Genomic DNA, 16,549 nt, shown 5'->3' on the forward strand with positions numbered 1-16,549 from the left:
CGCCGTGGGTGAACTGCTGGCCGACCACACCACCCTCCGCCTCGGCGGACCCGCCCGCCACTGGTTCACCCACACCGACCCCACTGCCTGGCCCGACCTCGCCCGCACCGTGCGACGGGAGCCGGGCCGGGCCTTCACCCTCGGCGGCGGCAGCAACACCCTCGCCGCCGACACTGGCTACGACGGCACGGTCATCCGCATGGCCACCCGGGGCATCACGTGCAGCCACACCGGGCCCGGCACGGTCGAGGTCACGGCGCAGGCCGGGGAGGCGTTGGCCGACCTGGTGGCCTTCACCGTGGCCGAGTCCCTGTCCGGCATCGAGTACCTGTCCGGGATCCCCGGCACGGCCGGCGCCGCCCCGGTCCAGAACACCGGCGCGTACGGACAGGAGATAGCCGACGCCCTCACCCGGATCACCGCCTACGACTGGCGCACCGGCCATACCCTCGACCTCCCGCCCGCCGCCTGCGGCTTCGGCTACCGCACTTCCGTCTTCAAGGCCCGGCCCGGCCGCTTCACGATCCTTTCCCTAAACCTTCGCCTCATCCGGAGCGCTCTCGCCGCCCCCGTCGGCTACCGGCACCTCGCCGACCACCTCGCCGTCCCGCTCTGCACCCGCCCGCCCCTTGCCGAAGCCGCCGCAGCCGTCCTCGACCACCGCGCCGCACGCGGCCTCCTCCTCCCCGAGACCGGGGACGACGCCCGCCAGGCCGGCTCCGTCTTCCTGAACCCGTCCGTCACCCTCACGCAGGCCGATGCCGTACGAGCCGCGGGCGGCCCCCTGCACCACGACCGCGACAACGTGCTCCGGACCAGCGCCGGATGGCTCCTCGAACACTCCGGCCACCACCCGGGCCAGGAACTCCAGCCGGGCATCCACACCTCTAAGCGCCGGACCCTGACCCTCACCGCCCGCAGGGAGGCCACGACCACTGGCTTCGCGGCGGCCCTCGCGGCCATGGCCGACCGAGTCCATGCCACGACGGGCATCCGGCTCCATCCTGAACCGGTCCGCATCTGACGTGGTTGCGGATCGTGGTGGGCAGGAGCCGAAGTGGAAACCGCACCGCCCCCGGTGTTCAGGTCACCGGGGGCGGCGGGGACGTACGCTGGAAACCCACCGCCGTTCCCGCAAGCCGCCTTGCCCTGTCCACTTCGGCATGGCACCGTCGCACCTCCTTGATCCACAACAGAGGGACGGCCCGATGCCCGAGGACCTGGCAGCCGACACCATCCGCGCACTGGAAGGCATCGTGGAGGCATCCAACGCTCTGCCCGAACACACTGTGGAGCTGCTCCGCGTGTCCCTCGGCCAGGCCCGTGCGGCAAAGGCGGCGGGCCACGACCAGGAAGCGATCACCATCGCCGCCCAGGCCCTCCAGACGGCCCAGAACGCGTCCGAGGACCGCTAGTCCGCTAGTCCGGGCCTGTCTTTGGCTGGGATCGCGAGGCGGGTCGGAGGCTGTGGAACCAGCTGATCGCTGCGCGTCAGTGGAGTCTGGCGAAACAGCTCTCGGGTGTCTACTCGTAGCACCGGGACGGACGCGGGGGCGGCCGTCACCTGTTCGTGTCCGGGGGCGGTGCGGTGGCACCCAGGGTCCGCCGGGCGTCCAGCCATACCCTCTCGAAGTCCTCGGCCGAGATCGCGCCGGCGCGCGGCGCTTCCTCCCATCCCGTGAGCCTGCCCTCGGCGACGAGGCCGTACCGCTGCTCGTACCGGCTCATAGTGGCGATGTCCGCGCGCTCCTGATACCGGAGTACCTCCTCCAGGGAGGCGGCGGTCACCGGGGTGCCGTCATCGCCTCGCAAGTCCACTTGCCGCAGAACCCACCCCTCCTCATCACCCTCGAAGTACTGCCACAGGTCCAAGGCCTCGTCATACGTGCGGATCCACATCACCATGGCACCACGCTCGCGCACGCGACAGGGCTGCTCCGGTCGGCACGCGCGTGCCCGCGAACGGCTCACCCCGTCGCCGACCACCGGGCCGGCTGTCAGCGGCGGTCGCGGGTCCGGCCGACGCACCCCCGATCAGGACCGCGGCAAGCACACCCGCGGCAGCTCGGGCGCCCGGCCCGGAGGGGCCCGGGCCCTACCGCTGCCAGCAGCGGACAGGGTGATGCCAGACGGCCCAGCCGTAACCGCAGAGTCGGCAGTCGGCCATGGGGCCGCCGTGCAGCGTCGCGATCGGAGCGGACAGGCGGCAGCCGGCACACGTCATGCGGTCCGTCGCGCAGACCCCGTGGGGATGTGCCCTCGACGTCTCGACCACCATCTGGAGCCGCGAGAGGTCGAAGGCCTCCCTCTGCATCCGAGCCACGTCCCCCCATCCCGCGCCCGGACCGAGCACGTACGCAGCAACATCAGGTCAGCGGCTGAGGATGCCGAGGGCGCCTGCCAGCAAGGCGGCAAGGCTGACGTGGGCGGTCACAAGGAACACCCACTCCAGGGCGTTCATGCGCCACTGGCGACGGGCCAGTAGCCGCCACTCATACGCCATGGACCCGATAGCGATGGAGAGCAACGGGGCCCACAGCAGAGCCCACCATGACCAAGTGCCGCCGTGGTTGAGTATGGCGAAGACCGCGCCGAAGAACAGCATTGTCAGAGACCATCCCGGCTTCTCCGTCTCCTGCGTGGAGTGCGAAGGGTTACTCATGTCCCACGGCCTCTCGGGTTGCGACGGGTCCCGCACGAATGGCCATGTCTACGCGCCTAGTTGGCCTGGTCAGGGCCAGCGAGTTGCATGCGCCATGAACGTAACGTGCCCCGCGGACCCCACCCAAAGGGTTTCCGCAGTGAGTCAGAACACAAGGAAAGTTCCGGCCACAACCCCCCTCTGGGGAACTCTTCGCCGGCTGGCGCGCTCGCAGTACCTGCTCCGACGGCATGAAAGCCGCGCCGCCCCCCGGTGGTCAGATCACCAGGGGGTGGCGCGGAGCGGTGGCGGGGCCGGTCAGTCGCGCATGCCCGCCAGTTCGACCGGGCGGGTGCGGAGGGCGAACATCGCCGGGATCACCGCGGAGACCACGCCGAGGACGGCGCAGGCGGCGACCATCATGCCGATCGTGGCCCAGGGGATCACCATCGGGGCCGAGATGCTCAGGATGGCGAGCGCGCTCGAAATGCCCAGCAGGTTGAGCACCGTGACGCCCAGGCCGAGGACCGCGCCCACCACGACCACCAGGATCGTCTCGACCGAGATCAGCCAGAGCACCTGGCGCTTGGTGGCGCCGCCCAGTTGCAGGACCGCGAGGTCGCGGACCCGGTCGGAGGTCGCCATCACCAGGACGTTGGCCAGGGCGATGCCCGTGTAGATGATCGCGATGCCGAGGACGACCATGATGTCCACGCGCATGTGGCGGCTGACGGCCGGGAAGCTGTCCTCCAGCCACCGCTCCTTGGTCGCGACCTTCCCGCCCACCGGCTCGACGGTCTCGCGCAGCGCCGCCTCCACGGCCGCCGCGTCCGCCGCGTCCGCCCCCGGCAGGAGCTTGACGTCGATCCGGTCGATCCCCGCACCGGTGCCGTTCTTCGGCGTGACGTACACACCGTTGTTGCCGCTGCCGTTGCGCATGACCGCGGCGACGCGCAGCGAGGCCTTGGTGCCGTCGCCCAGCCAGACGTCCACGTTCTTGCCGACCTCGTGGGTGAGCCACTCCTCGGTGACGATGATGCTCTGGTCGTCGAGGTCGGCGACGCTGCCCGCGATGACCGGGAGCTTGGCGATCTTCGCGAGGTCGGCCGGTTCGGCCACCTTCCCCTCGTCCTTGATCAGCGCGACGCCCTCCTCCAGTACGTACACGGAGGTGGAGCCCACGGCCAGGGCCTCGACGCCCGGGATCTCCCGGACGCGGGCCACGGCCTTCGGGTCCAGGCCGCTCTCGCCGCGGGCCTCGACGATGAAGTCCGCCGTGGTCTGCGCGGCGGCCTCGTCGGCCTTGGCGCCGCGTACGGTGGCACCGGCCCCGAACAGCGAACCGGCGAGCGCGACGGTGATCAGCACGGGCGCCACGATGGAGGCCGTACGCCGCAGCCCCGCCACCGCGTTCTCCCGCGCCAGCATGACCGTGGCGCCGGGAAGCCGGTTCGGGAGCCAGGTCAGCAGCCGGAACAGCGGCCGGATCAGCACGGGCGAGATGAACGCGAACGCCGTGATCCAGTACAGCGGCTGGGTGGAGTACGTCTTGCGGTTGAGGACCTTCTTCGGGTCCTCCATCAGCTGCATGACCACGAACGCGGCGCCCGCCACCAGCAGCGCGATGCCGAGGATCCAGCGCCCGGTGGTCATCACCCGGCTGTCGACGGCGGCGTCGCGCAGCGCCTCGGTCGGTGCGATCCGGCCGGCCCGGCGGCTGGCCGCCCAGACGCCGGCCAGCGCGACCAGCAGGCCGGTCGCGAAGGCCGCGTAGTAGGGCCAGGCGTAGTCCCCGATGGTGAACCAGGACGGTGCGATGTGCTCGTCCACCAGGACCTGGGCCAGGCGGGAGGCCCCGTAGGCGCCGAGGAAGCAGCCCGCCGTGGAGGCGAGGATGCCGATGCCGGTGGCCTCCGTGACCACGGACCGCCGGATCTGCTTCGGGGTCGCGCCCGCGGCGCGCAGCAGGCCGAACTCGCGCCTGCGCTGGGCCACCGCGAAGGCAAAGGTGGTGGAGACGACGAAGACGGAGACGAAGCTGGTGATGGTGCCGCCCAGGCCGAGCAGGATGATCGTCTCCAGCAGGGCTTCGCTGTCGGCGTTCGGGTCCGGGTCGGCCTGCCGCCGCTCGTGGCCGGTCAGGATGTGTACGCCCGGGTAGCCCTTGACCGCCTCGCGCACGGCGGCGGTGTCGGCGTCCACCACCACGTTGTCGATCCGCGGCTGGATCTCGGCGGCCGCCGCGTCGGTGAAGAACACCGCCGACTCGAAGGCGGTGGGCGCCACCGTGCCGACCACCGTACGGGGGGCCGCCCCGGCCGGCGTGGCCACCTTGACCTTGGCGCCGGTCGCGGCGGTCCCGTCGGTGACGACGATCTCGTCGGCCGCCTCCGGGGCACGGCCCGACGTCAGCTTGTACGGGGTGAAGGCAGCGGTCGACCACGGGTGGCCGGTGCCCGGCCCGGAGGTGCTGCCGGAGACGCTCGCGACGAAGCTGCGGTCCGGGACGGCGCGGCCCAGACCGGCCAGCTTGTCGGCGAGTTCCCGCGGTACGGAGTGCGGCTGCGCGAGCGGCTTGGTGCGGTCGCCGATGGGGCTGGGCACCCGCAGGGTGTCCTCGCCGCGGACGATGACCGGCGCCGAGGTGAAACGGACGGTGTCCCTCTCCTTGGCACCGAGGGTGGAGGCGATCGCCAGGGTCATCGTGGCGATCAGGGCGACACCGAGCGCGAGGGCGACGAAAGTACCGACGAACGTGACCCACCGCAGGCGCAGGGTGTTCAGTGCGACGCTCAGCACGGGGCAGCCTCAAGCCTGGTCATGTGCGCGGCGACCTGCTCGGCGGAGGGCGAGCCGAGCTCGTCGTGCACACGGCCGTCCACGAGGAAGATCACGCGGTCCGCGTAGGAGGCGGCGACCGGGTCGTGCGTCACCATGATGACGGTCTGCTTCTCGGTGTCCACCATGGTCCGGAACAGGCCGAGCACCTCACGGCTGGTGCTGGAGTCCAGCGCGCCGGTCGGCTCGTCCCCGAACAGCACATCGGGACGCGTGATCAGGGCGCGGGCGAGTGCCACCCGCTGCTGCTGGCCACCGGACATCTCCGACGGGCGGTGCCGGGCGCGGTCGCCCAGGCCGACGCGGCTCAGCGCCTCGTGCACCCGCGCCTTGGGAGGCCGGCGGCCGGCGAGCCGCAGGGGCAGCGCCACGTTCTGCTCGGCGGTCAGGGACGGCAGCAGGTTGAACGCCTGGAACACGAACCCGATGCGCTCCCGGCGCAGCAGCGTCAGCTTGGTCTCGTTCAGCTCGGTCAGATCGGTGCCGTCCACGATGACGGAGCCGGAGGTCGGCCGGTCGAGGCCTGCCGCGCACTGCAGCAGGGTCGACTTGCCGGACCCCGACGGCCCCATCACCGCGGTGAACGAACCACGGGGGAAGAAGAGGGACACCTTGTCCAGCGCGGTGACCGCACTGTCCCCCGATCCGTAGGTCCGGCTCACCGAGTGCAACTCGACGGTGTTGGTGTTCATTTACTCCACTCAATCGAACGTTGGACGGACGTTCCACGCTGCGCGGCAGAACGGTTGCGTCTCGGGGGCCGCGGACGGCGGCGCCGGGGTCAGCAGACCTCGGCGAGCCTGCGGGTTTCGAGACCGTGTGCGAAGAGGCGGACCAGGGGATGCATCCGGTACTGGGTCAAAGGCGTGGTGTCGAGCAGGGCGGCGTCCGCGAGGTCCTCCAGGACCTCCTCGGCGATCTCCTCGGGGAGTCCGAGGGCCGTGGCCGCGAGCGCCCGGGAGAACGTGGGCCGGCCGAGCAGCGCGAGCCGCCGCAGCGCGTCGTGGGCCTCCTCGGGCAGCCGCCACATGGAGGACTGCAGGGACCGCGCGACGTCGAGGTCCCCGACGCGCAGTTCCCGCAGGCGGGAGGAGGGGTCGTGGAGCCGCTGCGCGAGGCGTGCGACGGTCCAGTGCGGGCGGACGGCCAGCCGGGAGCCGAGGATCCGCAGGGCCAGCGGCAGACCGCCGCAGTACGCCGCCAACTCGCGTGCCGCGTCGAGTTCTTCGGCGATGCGCTCGGGACCGGCGATCTCGGCGAGCAGCGCCAGCGAGTCGTCCGCCGGCAGGGGCCGTACGGGGATGTGCCGGCCGGTGACGGTCACCAGCGGCGTCTGGCTCGTGATGAGGACGGCGGCCTCCGGCGTATTGGGCAGCAGCGCGTCCACCTGGAGGCAGGACACCGCGTTGTCCAGCAGGATCAGCAGCCGCCGGCCGGCGGTGCGGGAGCGGTAGAGGCGGACCAGGTCGGTGAGGTCGGTGAGGTCGCCGGCGCGCTGCTCGGCGCCGCCCGGTTCGCCCAGCGCGCGCAGGAGTTCCACGAGGACGGCGCCCGGGTCCTTCGGCGTGCCGTCGGGGTGGCACAGGCTCGCGTGGAGCTGCCCGTCCGGGAAGTGGGCGTGCGCGGCGTGCGCGGCCCGTACGGCCAGGGCGGTCTTGCCCACGCCGGCCATGCCGGTCAGCAGTACGCGCCGGGGCCGGCCCGCCGGGTTCGGGGCCAACGCGGCGGCCAGTGAGCGGAGTTCGGGCTCCCGGCCGGTGAAGCCGACCGCGTCCGGGGGAAGCATGGCGGGGGCGGCGCTCCGCTCCCGGGCCGCGACCGCGACCGCGAGGGCAGGGGCGGGGGCGGAGACGGCGGGGACGGGGGCGGCCACGGCTCCCCCGGTGATCGGGGCGGCGGAGGCGGGAACGGGACTCAGGTCCAGGTCGTTGTTGAGCACGCCCTGGAAGGCGAGGTTCAGCGCGGAGCCCGGATCGACGCCCAGCTCCTCGGCGAGCAGCTTGCGGCCGGCGTGGTAGACGTGCAGGGCGTCGGCCTGCCGGCCGGACCGGTAGAGGGCGGTCATCAGCTGCGCCCGCAGCCGCTCCCGCATCGGGAACTTGCCGACGAGGTCGGTGAGTTCGGAGACCAGCTGACGGTGCCTGCCGAGCTCCAGGTCGGCGTCGATCCGGTGCTCCAGGACGGCGGCCCGGTTCTCCTCCAGGTACGGGAGCTCGGCCTCGGCCAGCTGCGGGGTGACATTGGCCAGGGCCTGGCCCTGCCACAGGTCCAGGGCGTCGCGGAGCAGCTCACCGGCCTGGTGGTAGCGGCGCTCGGTGAGCGCCTGCTGCCCGAGGCGGGCCAGCCGCTGGAACTCCTCGATGTCGAGCTGGGCGCCGTGGGTGACGAGCTGGTAGCCGGGCTGGCGGCGGATGAGCGAGACCTCGCCGCCGAGCAGGCGGCGCAGCCGGGACACGTAGGTGTAGATCTGGGCGTTCCTGGTGGCCGGCGGTTCCCAGCCCCACAGCATCTCCGTCAACCGGTCGTCGGAGACGACTTCCCCCCGGTCGAGCAGCAGCGTGGCGAGTACGGTGTGCATCTTCGTGCCGGACAGGGCGATGCGAGCGGTGTCCTGTTCGGCTGTGACTGGTCCGAGCAACCTGAATTTCATGTCCCCCCCGAGTGACGGTGAAATACGCCGGATCACGGCTTCACCATTCTCGGAGCGATCCACGCGCGGGACAGATGTCGGCTCTGTCAAGACACTGCGGTGGCAGCTGCCTGCCACCGGAGTCACGCTTGAGCGGGACGCGAGCCAGAACCACGCCAATTCCACGTGGTCTAAAAAGCATTGACGCACCATCACGCCACCGCCATCACGGACGCACGTACCAGCCGCACGGGCGGAACGGCCACGGCCGGCTCGGGTACCGGCGCGGAGGCGAAGACCACGAACCGCAGCGCCGCGAACCGCGCGACACCCGCCAGGGCGGAGGCCAGCAGGTAGACGGCCTGCGCGAGCAGCGCGCTCGGCGCCGGCACCAGGGCGTGGAGGGCGAGCAGCGCCCCGGTGGTGAACAGGTAGCCCACGGCCGCGGTCAGCGCCGACTGCAGGTGCTCGCGGCGGCCGGGGCGGGAACCGCCGGGGCGGGAACCGCGGAAGGTGAACCGGCCGTGAAGCTCGGTGGCGACCACCGTGGAGACCACCGCCACCACCGCGTTGGCCACCGCGAGCGGCAGCCGGCCCGCCGCCAGCAGCAGCGCGCCGCTGGACAGCAGGCCCACGCCGCCGCCGCAGACGACGAAGCGCACGAAGGCCATCACCGGCCCGACGGGCTCGGGAGCGGCGGTCCCGCTGCTGGTGTAAGAGGCGGTTAAGGTCACGACACGACTGTGCCGGACCGGATGGCACCCACCCATCGGGCTCACGGTGGATCCGCGAACCCCGATCCCCTAGGGCGCGCTCGGGGTTCCCCCTACCTCCGCGCCTCAGGGACCCGGCTCCCGCCGCAGCGCCCGTACGGCATGTGACCTGGTACGCGTCGGTGGCGCCACCGCCCCGGGCGCCGCCCCGTGTGGTGGCGCCACCACCGGCCCCCGAACGGCCCCGCCGGAGCGGCGTCCGTTCAGCCCTCGCGCGCGCCCCGGGTGGCCGGAACGCGCGCTCCTCCGCCCAGGTGTGTGACGGGCGCACCTGGGCAAGCCGCCGCCCCGGACAGCACGGTGGAGGCCCGTGGAATCCAGCGGGCGATCCGACAGACGACGGGGAGACGTGGAGATGCAGCTCGTATACGAAGAACACGAAGCACAGGTCGGCCACCGGGTGCCGGACGGGGCCCTGGGCCGGCTGTGCGCGGAGATCTTCGCGCCGCTGCCGCGCAGCGACCAGCGGCGCAAGGGCGAGCTGTACCTGCGCGGGCTGCTGTCGGCGGGCGGCCGCAAGTCGATGCGGAACATCGCCACCCACGTCGGCGACCGCGCGGCGGAACAGAGCCTGCACCACTTCATCTCGGCCTCCACCTGGGACTGGAACCCGGTACGCGCCGCGCTCGCCCAGTACCTGGAGCGAACCCTGCGCCCCCGCGCCTGGGTGGTGCACCCCGTCGTCATACCCAAGGCGGGCCGGCACACGGTGGGGGTCGCCCGCCGGTTCGTGCCCCGCCTCGGCCAAGTGGTCAACAGCCAGGAGGCGTTCGGCGTCTGGGCCGCCAACGAGGAGACGAGCAGCCCGGTCACCTGGCGGCTCACGCTCTCCGAGGACTGGCGGGACGGCGACCGGCTCGGCCCCGCGCCGGTCCCGGACGACGCGCGGCTCGCCGCGACCCCGCTGGAGTGCGTGGCCGGCGCCGCGTCCGAGGTGCGGTCCTGGACGGGCGGCACGCCGCGCCCGGTCGTCGCGGACCTCCCGGACATCAGCCCGGCCGCCGTGGCCCGGAGCTTCGCGGCCGCCGGGATGCCCTACCTGGCGTCCGTCCACGGCTCCACCGCCGTGGTCCCGGCGGCCCCGGCCGTCCTCGGCCACGACGGCCGCGGCACCTCGGCCCATCAGCTCCTGCGGATGGTACGGACGCTGCGGCGCCCGGTGACCTGGTGCGACCCGGCGAGCCCGGCGAGCCGTACGAGCCTGGTCGCCGGCGTCCGGGTACGCCTGCCCGGAGTCCACCGGCCGCTGTTGCTGCTGGGCGAGTGGACGGGCCCGAGCGGCTGGCCGCAGCGCTGCTGGCTCACCGACATGACCGAGGTGCCGTGGGGTGCGCTGCTGCGCCTGGCGAAGCTGACGCACCGCGTCGAGACCGACTTCTCCGAGGTCGCCACCCACGTGGGCGTCGTGGACTTCGAGGGCCGCTCGTTCGGTGGCTGGCACCGGCACACGACGCTCGCCTCGGCCGCGCACGTCCTGTCCGCCGAGTACCGCGACCGCGACCCGCACCCTCAGCCGATGGCCCGGCCGGCCTGATCGTGGCGTCGCCCGAGCAGGGCGCGGCGGGTGCGCTGCATCTGGAGGGCCAGCTGCACCTCCAGTGCCTGCGCGGGCTCCAGCCACTCCGGCCCCAGCAGTTCGCTGATGCGCTCCAGCCGCCGCGAGACGGTGTTGGGGTGGACGTGCAGGCTCTCGGCGGCACGCGTCGGGCTGCCGGCCGAGGCGAAGTACGCCTCCAGGGTGCGGGCGAGCTCGGTGCGCTGCTGGGCGTCGTATTCCAGTACGGGCCCGATGGTGCTGTTGATGAACTGGCCCGTGTTGGGGCTCTCGGAGAGCAGCAGCCCGAGGAAGCCCAGCTCGCGCGGGGAGGCCGTGCCGCCCGTACCCCCCAGCGCCGTCAGCGCGTCGAGGCAGCAGCGGGCCTCCTGGTACGTGCCGCTGATGGCCGTCAGGTCCTTGACCGGGCCGGCCGTGCCCACCGTCACCGGGTGGCCCAGCGCCGTGGACAGCTCGTCGGAGACGGCGCGCGCCGCCGTTCCCGCGTCGGTGCCGGGCAGCATCAGGACGACGCAGCCGCCCTCGACGCCCTTGAGGCCGGACAGCTGGTGGGTGTACGAGGACGCCCAGATGACGGCCCGGCCCAGGGAGCCGCCCTCGGGGCGGGCGACGACGACCACGTACGGGCCGTTCAGGTCCACCCCGAGGCGCCGGGCGCGTTCGGCGAGCTTGGCCGCCGACCCGTTGCCCTTGAGGAGGTCGTTGAAGAGCTCGTCGCGCACCTGACCCTCGGCGGCGGCCGCGCTGCGCCGCATCAGCAGCACCAGGGCGGTGACCTGGGCCACCAGCGCCAGGAGCTGGTTGCGGTGCGCGGTGTCGGCCTCCGCCGCCGCGCCGCGCGCGTCCGGGGCCAGCAGGAGCGTGCCGAGCATCTCCTGGCCGGCGACGGCCGGGGCGATCCAGATGCCGCCCGCCGAGCGGACCGGGCGGCGTTCGGTGTGGGCGTCCAGTGAGGTCGCGCGGATCTCGCTCTCGTCGAGCTCGGGGAACTCCCCGGCGGCGTCCAGGTCCCGGCCGCGTGGTCGCGTATCAGCACGGAGCCGCCCAGCAGGGTGGCGGCCTCGGTGGCCAGGGCGGGCAGGCCGCCGCCTTCGAGCACCACGTCGATCAGCTTGCCGTGGACCCTGCGCAGGTGGTGCTCGGCGGCGGAGGAGCTCATGGCGCGGGAGGTGTTGAGCTCCAGGCCCGCGACCTCGTTGCGGACCTGGTCCAGCAGCCGGGTCTTCTCGATGGCCACGGCGGCGAGGTCGGCGAGCGAGCTCATCAGCGAGAGCTCGTCCGGGTCGAAGTGCCGGATGCCGCGGCCGGCGACGTACAGGTTGCCGAGCGCGCTGTCCTCGTGGCACAGCGGAACCGCCATCAGCGCGTGCAGGCCCTCGGCGCGCACCACGTCGTCGATGACATCGGAGTGGACGAACGATTCGTCGCGGAGGTAGTCGGCCGTCCAGAACGGCGCGGAGCGCTGGTGGGCCTGCCTGCCGATGCCGCCGGCCATCGGGACGGCGAAGCCCACGGTGATCGCCGAGGTGTGGCCGTCGGCGGCGCGGACGTACGAGACGCCCTCGTCGGGCGCGTGGAACGTCACCCAGGACATGTCGAGCCCCAGCAGCAGCCGGGCCCGCCGGGTGATGACTTTGAGCAGCGCGTCGAGGTTGTACGGAAGGGTGAGGTCCCGTGCCGTGTCGACCAGGGCGCTCAGCCCCGCCTCGCGCTGCTGGCGCCGGGCGAACAGGCTGCGGATGCTCAGCGAGAGGTCCTTCGCCCTGGTCAGCTGATCGAGTTCCGCCGCGTCCGCCCCGGCGTCACGGGCGGAGCGGACCAGCCGCTCGAACTCCTCCGTGTGCGCCTCCCGAGCCAGCAGCTCCAGCATCCCGGACACTTCCGCGTATGGCTGTCGGCGTTCCGGCATCACATTCGCCCCCCTCAAGGCCCCTCAAGGTCAACATTCTGCAAAAGGAAGAGTGCCAGGTCAGATGGGGCGGAGTGTGTCTGGGGCACCACCAGGTGTGAACGACTCTGTTGCCGGGCCACCTTCTGGCGGACCGCCTCCGGACGATAAACCTGTGGAGCAGTGCCGTGACCAGGCGCTCTTCCGAAAGTTCTTTACAAGGGGTCCGATGACGCAGGTCCAGAGTTTCGAGCGCTCGATCCACCGCAGCCGTATGTCGCTGACCCGGCCCGACAGGCCGAAGCTCTTCACGATGTGCGGACGTGAGTGGGATCTGCTGGATGAGGTGTTCGCGCCCGTGTTCTCCCCGTCCACCGGTATCGCGCTGGAATTCCTCGGCTTGAACGAGCCGGCCGCCGCCGCGCCCGCCGGGGGCTCCTTCCTGGAAATCGGCTGCGGTTCCGGAGTGACGGCGGTCATGGCCGCACTGGCCGGATTCCATCGGGTCGTCGGCTCCGACATCAGCCCGCGGGCGGTGGAGAACACGGCCGTCAACGCCGAGCGCCACGGGGTGAACGACCGGCTCAGCGCCGTCCACAGCGACCTGTTCTCCGGCCTGGCCGAGAACGAGCGGTTCGACACCGTCTTCTGGAGCTCCAACTACGTGATGGCGCCGGAGAGCTACGAGTACAAGTCGGTCCACGAGCGCGCGTACGTGGACACCGGCTACCGCGCCCACCGCCGCTACCTGGAGCAGGCGCCGCGCTGGCTCACCCCGACCGGGTCGGCGCTGCTGCACTTCAGCGACCGGGGCGACCTGCCCGCGCTCCACCGGATCGCCGAGGAGACCGGGCGGGAGCTGCGGACGCTGCGCGCCCAGCGGGTGCGCGAGGGCGAGTACGGCCAGGACATGGTCGAGCACATGCTGATCGAGATCCGGCCTGCCGGCGGACGGTGACCCGGCCGCCGCACGGCGAAGGTCAGGGCCTGAGCGTCCAGGAGCGCCGGAGGCGGTCGAGTTCCGCCGCCTCCAGTTCCCGCGCCACGTCCGCCATGCGGATCCCGAGCCCGTCGAGCGCGTCCAGCGCCCGGCGGGCTTCCGCATGCGCGTTCAGCAGCGTGTCCCCGCGCAGCTGCTCCGCCGCGGCGGCCGCCTCCAGTACGCCCCTGGTCACGGCCTGCGCCGTGTTCCACCCGACGAGCGAGCTGACGTGCCGGGGCCGCACCTCGGTCCACAGCAGTCCCGGCGGCGCCGCACCGGCCACCCGGAGCACCCGCCACCACTCACCGCCGAGCCGCTGCTCCCGCACCCGGTACAGCTGACGGGCCACCGCCACGGCGGCCGTGTCCCGGGCCCCGGCGGCCGTCACCCCGGGGTTCGCCGAACCGGGGTTCGCCGGCGCCGCGAGCCGGGAGTTGACCTCCGCGTCGAGCACGCCGACCGGCACCGAGGTCACGACCGCGATCCGCCGTAGCCACAGCCCCCTGGACAGGGCCCGCTCCATTCCGGCGAGATAGGCGCCGAGGACCTCCTCGTACCGCTCGGCCGAGAAGATCAGGTCCGCGTGCACGCTGATGCCCAGGGAAAGGCACTCCTCCAGCGCGGCGAGTCCGGCGCCGGTCGCCGGAATGCGGATGAGCAGATTGGGCCGCCCCACGTCGCCGTGAACGGATCGGGCCGCGGACACCATGGATTCCGCATCGTGCCCGAGCCAGGGATCCACCGGCACGGAAACCCGCCCCTGCCGTCCTCCGCTTTCCACGAAGGCATTCCCCAGTGCATCGCAGGCCCGGCGGACGGTTTCCAGGGCGAGAACCGGCGCCACCGCGCCGTGAAAACCCGGAATGAATTCCTCCCCGTCGGCCACGGTCATCCAGGGCGAAACCCCTTCGGCAGCAAGCCGCTTCAGCAGCCCGATGGCCGGTTGTCTCAGCATGCGGCGAGCGTAGGAGGACGCTTCAGGCCTGAACAGAATGCGCACAACTTGTTGTCAAGTCGGCCCATTTCATGCGTCCGCACCGCGATGCAACGGCCTGTTCAGGCCACTCCACGGCCAGTCCACGGCCACTCCACCGGGACTTGACCAAGTGCCCACCACATGACGAAGTGGACCGCCGCCGGTGGTTCGCCCCACGGGCAGCTTCACAGACTCCTCGTGCATCTACGTCGGCAGGTTCGCACCGGGAGGTACCACGTGCAAGAGATCGCACACTGGAGAGCTCTAGCCGCGGGCCAACAGCCGGACTGGCCCGATCGGGCCGTACTGGAGGAGGTGCGCGGCACGCTCTCGGCCGCACCCGCCCTCGTCCGCGGCGAGGACGTACGCGCCCTGCGCGCGCTCCTCGCCCGGGCCGCCGCCGGTGAGATCCAGATCATCCAGAGCGGGGACTGCGCCGAGGACCCGGCCGAATCCACCCGGGGCCACGTGGCGCGCAAGGCCGCGCTCCTGGACTCGCTCGCGGCCGTCATGAAGTCCCGTTCGTTCAAGCCCGTCCTGCGCGTGGGCCGGCTCGCCGGCCAGTTCGGCAAGCCGCGCTCCAGCTCGACCGAGGTCGTCAACGGCGTCGAGCTCCCCTCGTACCGCGGCCACATGGTCAACAGCCCCGAGCCCGACCCCGTACTGCGCCGCCCCGACCCCAACCGGCTGTACGAGGGCTACCTCGCCGCCCGTGACGTGATGGAGCTGCTGGGCTGGCACGGCGACTCCCGCCGCAGCGCCGCCGAGGCCCCGGTGTGGACGAGCCACGAGGCCCTGCTCCTCGACTACGAGGGCCCGATGCTGCGCACCGAGCCCGACGGCAGCACCCTGCTGACGTCCACGCACTGGCCTTGGATCGGCGAGCGCACCCGTGAGCTCGAAGGAGCCCACGTCGCGTTCTTCGCCGAGCTGGCCAACCCGGTCGCCACGAAGGTCGGTCCGAAGACCACCCCGGAGCGGCTGCTGGCCCTGTGCGAGCGGCTCGACCCGAAGCGGGAGCCGGGCCGGCTGACGCTCATCTCCCGCATGGGCGCCGGCACCGCCGCCGAGCGGCTGCCGGAACTGGCCCGCGCGGTGAGCGACGCGGGACACCCCGTCGTCTGGATGTGCGACCCGATGCACGGCAACACCGTGAGCGCGGGCGGCTACAAGACCCGGTTCACCGAAACCGTCATCCGCGAGGTCGAGGAATTCCAGGCCGCCGTCAACGACAACGGCGCAGTCGCGGCCGGTCTGCACCTGGAGACCACCCCCGACCCCGTCCACGAATGCGTCGCCAACGGGTCCCGGGTCGGCGAACTGGGCGAGAAGTACACCAGTTTCTGCGACCCCCGGCTCAACCCCGAGCAGGCGATCGAAGTCGCCTCCGCCTGGCGCGGCTGAGAAGGCCGAGAAGCCCAGAAGCCGAGAAGGCCGAACAGGCCGAGAAGGAGTCCACCCATCATGCAAGGAAAGACCGCTCTGGTCACCGGCGCCGCCGGTGGCATCGGAGAGGCCGTCGTGCGCGCGCTGGCATCCCGGGGGGTCCGGGTCGCAGCGGTCGACCTGAACGCCGAACGGCTGCGCGCGTCCGCCAAGGCCGCCGTCGAGGACGGGCTGCACGTCACGGCCTTCCCCGCCGACGTCACCCGCAGCTCCGAGGTCGACGAGGTGGTGGCCGAGATCGAATCGGAACTCGGCCCGATCGACTACCTCGTCAACGCGGCCGGCGTACTGCGCATGGGTCAGGCCCGCACCCTCAGCGACGAGGAATGGGCCGTCACCTTCGCCGTCAACACCACCGGCGTCTTCTTCATGTCGCGCGCCGTGGTCAACCGCATGGTGGCGCGCGGGAGCGGCGCGCTCGTGACCGTCGCCTCCAACGCCGCCGGCACGGCCCGCGCCGACATGTCCGCGTACGCCGCCTCCAAGGCCGCCGCGACCATGTTCACCAAGTGCCTCGGACTGGAGATCGCCAAGTACGGCATCCGCGCCAACCTGGTGGCGCCGGGCTCCACCGACACCCCGATGCTGACCTCCATGTGGGCGGACGAGTCCCACGCCCTGGTCTCCATCGACGGCAACCCCGAAACCTTCCGGGTGGGAATCCCGCTGGGCAAGCTGGCCCAGCCGCAGGACGTCGCCGACGCCGTCGTCTTCCTGCTCTCCGACGCGGCCTCGCACATCACGATGCACGACCTCACAGTGGACGGCGGTGCGGCGCTCGGTGTCTGACTCCGAAACAGCTCCCAGGTACATTCCCGCGA

The 16,549-nt window shown here is 72.1% G+C and carries 16 protein-coding genes; 6 read left to right on the top strand and 10 right to left on the bottom strand.

Annotated features, from left to right (window positions below):
- The first annotated feature begins 4 nt into the window (after positions 1-4).
- Positions 5-1,024: a UDP-N-acetylmuramate dehydrogenase gene (locus MTF65_RS14425; RefSeq protein ID WP_243629090.1), complete on the top strand. Its 1,020-nt coding sequence runs from the start codon at positions 5-7 to the stop codon at positions 1,022-1,024.
- A 184-nt stretch (positions 1,025-1,208) separates the two neighbouring features.
- Positions 1,209-1,415, top strand: coding sequence for a hypothetical protein (locus MTF65_RS14430; RefSeq protein WP_243629091.1), 207 nt, complete (start codon positions 1,209-1,211; stop codon positions 1,413-1,415).
- Between the two features lie 145 nt (positions 1,416-1,560).
- Here the strand turns inward: MTF65_RS14430 and MTF65_RS14435 are convergent, their stop codons facing one another.
- From MTF65_RS14435 to MTF65_RS14465, 7 genes are all read right to left on the bottom strand, one after another.
- Positions 1,561-1,905, bottom strand: a complete 345-nt coding sequence (locus MTF65_RS14435; RefSeq protein WP_243629092.1) for a hypothetical protein — start codon at positions 1,903-1,905, stop codon at positions 1,561-1,563.
- Positions 1,906-2,095: 190 nt separating this feature from the next.
- Positions 2,096-2,323 carry a hypothetical protein gene (locus MTF65_RS14440; protein ID WP_243629093.1) on the bottom strand — a complete coding sequence of 76 codons (228 nt, stop codon included), beginning with the start codon at positions 2,321-2,323 and terminating at the stop codon, positions 2,096-2,098.
- 48 nt (positions 2,324-2,371) lie between these two features.
- Positions 2,372-2,605, bottom strand: a complete 234-nt coding sequence (locus MTF65_RS14445; RefSeq protein WP_243629094.1) for a hypothetical protein — start codon at positions 2,603-2,605, stop codon at positions 2,372-2,374.
- Between the two features lie 354 nt (positions 2,606-2,959).
- The gene (locus tag MTF65_RS14450) at positions 2,960-5,440 is read right to left on the bottom strand and encodes an FtsX family ABC transporter permease (protein ID WP_243629095.1); all 2,481 of its coding nucleotides are present in this window, start codon (positions 5,438-5,440) and stop codon (positions 2,960-2,962) included.
- Complete coding sequence (locus tag MTF65_RS14455) at positions 5,434-6,171, bottom strand: ABC transporter ATP-binding protein (RefSeq protein WP_243629096.1); 738 nt, start codon at positions 6,169-6,171, stop codon at positions 5,434-5,436. Before MTF65_RS14455 ends, MTF65_RS14450 begins: the two co-directional genes overlap by 7 nt.
- An 89-nt stretch (positions 6,172-6,260) precedes the next feature.
- The gene (locus MTF65_RS14460) at positions 6,261-8,117 is read right to left on the bottom strand and encodes an AfsR/SARP family transcriptional regulator (RefSeq protein WP_243629097.1); all 1,857 of its coding nucleotides are present in this window, start codon (positions 8,115-8,117) and stop codon (positions 6,261-6,263) included.
- Between the two features lie 203 nt (positions 8,118-8,320).
- Complete coding sequence (locus MTF65_RS14465; protein ID WP_308407167.1) at positions 8,321-8,842, bottom strand: GtrA family protein; 522 nt, start codon at positions 8,840-8,842, stop codon at positions 8,321-8,323.
- Positions 8,843-9,236: 394 nt separating this feature from the next.
- On the opposite strand from MTF65_RS14465, the gene MTF65_RS14470 reads away from it, so the two are divergent.
- Positions 9,237-10,415: a transposase gene (locus tag MTF65_RS14470; RefSeq protein ID WP_243629098.1), complete on the top strand. Its 1,179-nt coding sequence runs from the start codon at positions 9,237-9,239 to the stop codon at positions 10,413-10,415.
- On the opposite strand, the gene MTF65_RS14475 is transcribed toward MTF65_RS14470, so the two are convergent.
- Positions 10,391-11,308 (bottom strand): CdaR family transcriptional regulator, encoded by a 918-nt coding sequence (locus MTF65_RS14475; RefSeq protein ID WP_243629099.1) that lies wholly within the window; start codon positions 11,306-11,308, stop codon positions 10,391-10,393. The genes MTF65_RS14470 and MTF65_RS14475 overlap by 25 nt on opposite strands.
- Entirely contained in the window at positions 11,191-12,345 is a 1,155-nt protein-coding gene (locus tag MTF65_RS14480; protein ID WP_243629100.1) for a GAF domain-containing protein, read from the bottom strand. Before MTF65_RS14480 ends, MTF65_RS14475 begins: the two co-directional genes overlap by 118 nt.
- Positions 12,346-12,553: 208 nt before the next feature.
- Here MTF65_RS14480 and MTF65_RS14485 point away from each other — a divergent pair, with 208 nt between their 5' ends.
- The gene (locus MTF65_RS14485) at positions 12,554-13,282 is read left to right on the top strand and encodes a methyltransferase domain-containing protein (protein ID WP_243629101.1); all 729 of its coding nucleotides are present in this window, start codon (positions 12,554-12,556) and stop codon (positions 13,280-13,282) included.
- Between the two features lie 22 nt (positions 13,283-13,304).
- Here the strand turns inward: MTF65_RS14485 and MTF65_RS14490 are convergent, their stop codons facing one another.
- Positions 13,305-14,261: a transaldolase family protein gene (locus MTF65_RS14490; protein ID WP_243629102.1), complete on the bottom strand. Its 957-nt coding sequence runs from the start codon at positions 14,259-14,261 to the stop codon at positions 13,305-13,307.
- A gap of 219 nt (positions 14,262-14,480) precedes the next feature.
- Between MTF65_RS14490 and MTF65_RS14495 the strand changes: the two genes are divergently transcribed.
- Entirely contained in the window at positions 14,481-15,686 is a 1,206-nt protein-coding gene (locus MTF65_RS14495) for a 3-deoxy-7-phosphoheptulonate synthase (protein ID WP_374207231.1), read from the top strand.
- Between the two features lie 60 nt (positions 15,687-15,746).
- On the top strand, positions 15,747-16,517 hold the full coding sequence (locus MTF65_RS14500) for a 2,3-dihydro-2,3-dihydroxybenzoate dehydrogenase (protein WP_243629104.1): 771 nt from the start codon (positions 15,747-15,749) through the stop codon (positions 16,515-16,517).
- Positions 16,518-16,549 lie beyond the last annotated feature (32 nt).

Source organism: Streptomyces sp. APSN-46.1 (assembly GCF_022815725.1).
GTDB lineage: Bacteria > Actinomycetota > Actinomycetes > Streptomycetales > Streptomycetaceae > Streptomyces.

Excerpts from the sequence above, each read along its gene's own strand:
- MTF65_RS14470 (WP_243629098.1), top strand. The coding sequence starts at position 9,237 with ATGCAGCTCGTATACGAAGAACACGAAGCACAGGTCGGCCACCGGGTG.
- MTF65_RS14455 (WP_243629096.1), bottom strand. The coding sequence starts at position 6,171 with ATGAACACCAACACCGTCGAGTTGCACTCGGTGAGCCGGACCTACGGA.
- MTF65_RS14430 (WP_243629091.1), top strand. The coding sequence starts at position 1,209 with ATGCCCGAGGACCTGGCAGCCGACACCATCCGCGCACTGGAAGGCATC.
- MTF65_RS14480 (WP_243629100.1), bottom strand. The coding sequence starts at position 12,345 with ATGCCGGAACGCCGACAGCCATACGCGGAAGTGTCCGGGATGCTGGAG.
- MTF65_RS14490 (WP_243629102.1), bottom strand. The coding sequence starts at position 14,261 with ATGCTGAGACAACCGGCCATCGGGCTGCTGAAGCGGCTTGCTGCCGAA.
- MTF65_RS14500 (WP_243629104.1), top strand. The coding sequence starts at position 15,747 with ATGCAAGGAAAGACCGCTCTGGTCACCGGCGCCGCCGGTGGCATCGGA.
- MTF65_RS14475 (WP_243629099.1), bottom strand. The coding sequence starts at position 11,308 with ATGCTCGGCACGCTCCTGCTGGCCCCGGACGCGCGCGGCGCGGCGGCG.
- MTF65_RS14485 (WP_243629101.1), top strand. The coding sequence starts at position 12,554 with ATGACGCAGGTCCAGAGTTTCGAGCGCTCGATCCACCGCAGCCGTATG.
- MTF65_RS14445 (WP_243629094.1), bottom strand. The coding sequence starts at position 2,605 with ATGCTGTTCTTCGGCGCGGTCTTCGCCATACTCAACCACGGCGGCACT.
- MTF65_RS14435 (WP_243629092.1), bottom strand. The coding sequence starts at position 1,905 with ATGGTGATGTGGATCCGCACGTATGACGAGGCCTTGGACCTGTGGCAG.